A 4,812-nucleotide genomic window follows, 5' to 3' on the forward strand; every position below is an offset into this window, starting at 1 on the left:
ATCACTCATATCGTGGACAGAGTGGGTGGCGGAGACTCTTTCATGGGTGGCCTGATCTACGGACTCCTCACCTACAAAGGCGATGACCAGAAAGCGCTCGACTTTGCCGTAGCTGCTTCCTGCCTCAAGCACACCGTTTACGGCGATTTCAATCTGGTGACCGTGCCGGAAGTAGAAACGCTGATGAAAGGTGACGGATCAGGCAGGGTGGTACGATGAGGATTTACTGATTGGAGCGATTCAGAAAACAAGATTATAAAGTTAGAAATAAGAATCCGGAGCTGAAAGCTGAGTGTTATCAACGGTAAGCCGATTGCTGTCCTCCGAAACGAAAACTGACAACTTATTTATGGCAAAATTTTCAAGACTACAGGTATATCAGGCCATGGAAAATACCGGCATCGTGCCGGTATTTTACCATGCCGATGCGGAAGTGGCAAAAAAAGTGGTGAAAGCATGCTACGAAGGGGGAATCCGCGCCTTCGAGTTCACCAACCGGGGTGATTTTGCCCACGAGGTATTCGCCGAACTGGTGAAGTGGGCCGACTCAGCGTGTCCTGAGATGATATTGGGTATCGGCTCCATCGTGGATGCCCCCACAGCGGCGCTCTACATTCAGTTGGGAGCCAACTTTGTGGTAGGGCCACTGTTGAATCCAGACATATTCAAAATATGCAATCGAAGGCAGATAGCCTACTCTCCCGGTTGTGCCACCACCTCCGAGATAGGGCTGGCACAGGAGTTGGGGGCCGAGATTGTAAAGGTCTTTCCGGGGGGTAACGTGGGGGGGCCTTCGTTCGTGAAAAATATCAAGGGCCCCATGCCCTGGTCGAAGATCATGGTCACCGGTGGCGTAGAACCCACAGAAGAGAATCTCTCGGCTTGGTTCAATGCCGGGGTAACTGCCGTAGGCATGGGATCAAACCTGTTCCCCAAAGAGGTAATGAAAAATGGGGACTGGGAGAAGATCACCGAATTATGTCGGAGCAGCCTGTCGATTGTAAAAAATATTCAACACAAATAAACTAAATATCAGAAAAGAAATCATGAGTAAACTACAACAAGGAAATGCAAAGATGACCAACCAGCGATGGACGATTGTGGTCATGCTGTTTATGGCTACCACGGTCAACTATCTCGACCGGCAGGTACTCTCGCTGACGTGGGCCGACTTTATCGCTCCCGAATTTCACTGGACCAACAGTGACTACGGTACCATTACCGGACTCTTCTCTATTTTCTATGCTGTCTCCATGCTCTTCGCAGGCAAGTTCGTGGACTGGATGGATACAAAAAAAGGATTCCTCTGGGCTATCGGTGTATGGTCGTTTGGAGCCGTCATGCACGCTTTCTGCGGACTGCTTACATCAGGAATCGTTGCAGGAAAATGGACCCTGAGCTTCTTGGGTGCACGCGAAGCGATTGGCACAGTGGGTGATGTATCACTGGTTGTGTCTGTAAGTGTCACCCTTTTCGTTTTTGCGCGACTGGTACTGGCCATCGGGGAAGCAGGAAACTTCCCTGCTGCCATCAAGGCGACAGCCGAATATTTTCCGAAGAAAGACAGGGCTTATGCCACCAGTCTATTCAATTCGGGTGCACAGATAGGTGCCCTTCTGGCTCCGCTGACCATCCCCTTCATTGCCAAGGCATGGGGCTGGGAAATGGCATTTATCGTAATCGGTGCTCTGGGTTTTATATGGATGGGCTTCTGGGTGTTTATCTACGAAAAACCCGAGAAAAACAAAAGAGTCAATGCTGCCGAGCTAGCCTATATTAACCAGGACGATGCCACCGACGCCATTGAAGGAAGAGCTCAGGTTGACGCAGATGCCGGCAAGAAAGTATCCTTCAAAAAGGCATTCAAATACAAACAAACCTGGTCTTTTGCTGTCGGCAAATTTCTGACGGATGGAGTGTGGTGGTTCCTGCTTTTCTGGATTCCGGCATACTTAAGCGCTGTTTACGGACTGGATTCTACCCAAAGTGCACCACATGTATTCGTGGTATATGCCATCTCGATGATCTCCGTTTTTGCAGCCGGTTATTTCCCTGCTTATTTTATGAACAAGAAAAGGATGGACCCTTACCAGGGACGTATGCGGGCAATGTTGCTTTTTGCTTTCTTCCCGCTACTGATTCTCCTGGCACAACCATTGGGAAGTATCTCTGTATGGATGCCGGTAATCATTATCGGTATCGCCGCTGCTGCACACCAGTCCTGGTCGGCCAACATCTTCACCACCGTGAGTGACATGTTCCCGAAACATGCCGTAGGTACAATCACCGGCATCGGTGGTATGGCTGGCGGTGTGGGCTCCTTCTTCATCAATAAGAGCTCCGGCGTTCTGTTCGACTATGCAGCCAACACAAACATGAAGTTCCTCGGTTTTGAGGGAATCGAATCGGGATACTTCATCATCTTTATCTTCTGTGCCATCGCCTATCTGTTGGGCTGGACCATTATGAAAGCATTGGTGCCGAAGTATCAACTGATTACGGATATGTAATCAGATCGATCAAACCACATACCACCCTCCGGTGGTGATTCGGGTAGGAGGAAAACGAAGCGGTTTTCCTCCTTTTTTGTTTTACGAAGGGAACAAATGGAATCACGGCATAAAGTTCACATTTATTAAAATTCAGGATTTTTCATGCTTTAGCAAACACGATGGAGATCGTTAACAATTCTTAAACTCACGTTTTGATCACGTTAAAAACTATCACTCTAATCACTTCATCATTATATATATATAATCTATTGGCGTTAATATCAATTGAGAGTATTGTGCTTTATTAGTTTTTTATGTTCCTTTGAGATGAAGGCTTATGTTCTCCTTACATTAATGTTTTACTTTGGATCGTTATAAATTCGGTGTAGCGTAGCACCTCATGTCAGTATTTTGTGTTGGGACATAGAAATGTCGTTCTTAATTTAACAGTCGATGCCAATAGGCGAAATTTTAAATTAAAACTATGAAACATTGCATCAGATTACTGGTCGCATCCTATTCATGCGCATTGTTATTGCTTTATTCATGTGAACGAGATGACTACAATTTAAATGAGTATGAAAACCCCGGTTCTCTTCTGATCCTGGAAGCCCGGAATTATTTTGAAGAGTATGTTTCCATTGAAATGGAAGGTGAACCAACCGCATTGCATCCGGGAAATATTGCCCCTGAATGGGACAAAGCGAAAGTTTTTTTCCACTCCGGCGCAATGGCGGTAAATGTTCCTTTAATAACCGAGGCAACTTATGAGGGCTCTTTTATAGTGATGTTGATACTGCATCCGGTGAACTCAGAGATACCTACTACACTACCATGCTACAAAAATTGGTCGTTGTCAAAAACTTGGGAACAAGTATTTATAGTTGTTATATCGCGACCATTATTCCGTCGGAAGAGAATGCAACGAAGAACAGCAGCAAGATAGACAAAACCTTCTATGGCGGAGACCCGGACAGTAAATTTAGTGGCACAGTAGTATATTCTACTGTTACAACCAATTACACCATATCGGTAGAAAAGTATGCTAATGGAACAATGGTTCAACAAAAATCATTGTTCTATGCCAGTGCCGATCTCAACGAGTACGTTGATGAGATGTCACAACTTTTAAATGCAGGACGCATTAAGAGAAATGTGAGGGCAATGACAAAAAACGGAGAATATGGGGGTGAAGGTTCAATCACATTACCAGAGGTTATCATAGTTGCCCCCGAGCCTAATCCCCCGCCTTCATTACCTCCTCCAAATGATCCCCCTGTTCCCGAATATCCCCCCGGCTCATATCCCCCCGGGTATATTCCTCCCACGCCACCTCCCTACACCGGGGGAGGCGGCGGTGGCAGTGGAGGTGGCGCCCAACCCGGCTCTCCTCAGTTATCCAGTCCAAATCCGGATTACAATGAAATAACCCAAAAGATCAACGAAATCCTCCCCGAAATATTTGAAATATCAAAGAAACTGGGAATTGATCTAAATGACTATGAAATTGAAATAGCCGTTGGCTGCGCAACTGCTGCGAGAAAAACGGCTGATGGGACAATCGGCATTTGCGCCAGTTTTATCAATAGAGGTTACACGATCAACAATCAGGCATCAATCATTTGGCATGAAATTTATCATGTGGATAATGATATAAATTGTAGTCTGGATGAGCAAAAGTTACCTTCAGCAATCGGGTATACCAATATTCCTCCTGATATGGAGAATTATATCTGAAATGATTTATATGGTGATGGAGTTTCCGGCCAGTATTATGTAGATGAAATAACAGTTTCGACTATATTATCTCCCGATTATTATAGAAATGAGATCGCCGCCTAGCAGACGGAAATGAACAATGGGTTGACGGCCCAATCCGACTTCGACATAAGCTCCAGTTATTTGCCCTATGAAAACAAGATTTTACTTCATTTGGCAAACAATGCGGATAAACCGATGCGAGTGCGCAATAATTGGGGTGGTGGAACTTCCGGCAGCCATGTTCAATTTCTCCTTAAGGATAAGGCTGGCAAGGAGATTACAGTGTATACCGCCGTGTTCCTTGAAGGGGTGGACTACCAGCGTTTTGTGGACATCGCCCCCCACTCATCCAAAACGATCAAGTATCCTTTAAGGGCTCTGACTCCGTCGGGTCGTGACCTGTCGGACGTGCACACAGTGGAGGCGAGATGTTTCATTAGCTATTTCATTCCGGAAAAAAACATATATGATCGATTTCATAAAATCCTCTCCATCAACACGAAGCTGGATCTGATGATCGGCCCCGGATATGACAGCCATGCACAAAACGTGATCGTCT

5 protein-coding genes are annotated in these 4,812 nt (G+C 45.9%); all 5 read left to right on the top strand.

The genetic code is table 11. The features are described from left to right. A partial coding sequence (locus tag B3Z75_RS11335) for a PfkB family carbohydrate kinase (protein WP_294071691.1) occupies window positions 1–219 on the top strand: 219 nt, incomplete at its 5' end. 130 nt (window positions 220–349) lie between these two features. Next, the gene (locus B3Z75_RS11340; RefSeq protein WP_294071694.1) at window positions 350–1,024 is read left to right on the top strand and encodes a bifunctional 4-hydroxy-2-oxoglutarate aldolase/2-dehydro-3-deoxy-phosphogluconate aldolase; all 675 of its coding nucleotides are present in this window, start codon (window positions 350–352) and stop codon (window positions 1,022–1,024) included. A gap of 22 nt (window positions 1,025–1,046) precedes the next feature. Further along, window positions 1,047–2,510 (top strand): MFS transporter, encoded by a 1,464-nt coding sequence (locus B3Z75_RS11345; protein WP_294071697.1) that lies wholly within the window; start codon window positions 1,047–1,049, stop codon window positions 2,508–2,510. Between the two features lie 816 nt (window positions 2,511–3,326). Next, window positions 3,327–4,229 (top strand): hypothetical protein, encoded by a 903-nt coding sequence (locus B3Z75_RS11350; protein WP_294071700.1) that lies wholly within the window; start codon window positions 3,327–3,329, stop codon window positions 4,227–4,229. 225 nt (window positions 4,230–4,454) lie between these two features. Then, window positions 4,455–4,812: hypothetical protein (locus B3Z75_RS11355; RefSeq protein WP_294071702.1), on the top strand; the 358-nt coding region annotated here is incomplete at its 3' end.

It is taken from the genome of Proteiniphilum sp. UBA1028 (assembly GCF_002316955.1).
Lineage (GTDB): Bacteria > Bacteroidota > Bacteroidia > Bacteroidales > Dysgonomonadaceae > Proteiniphilum.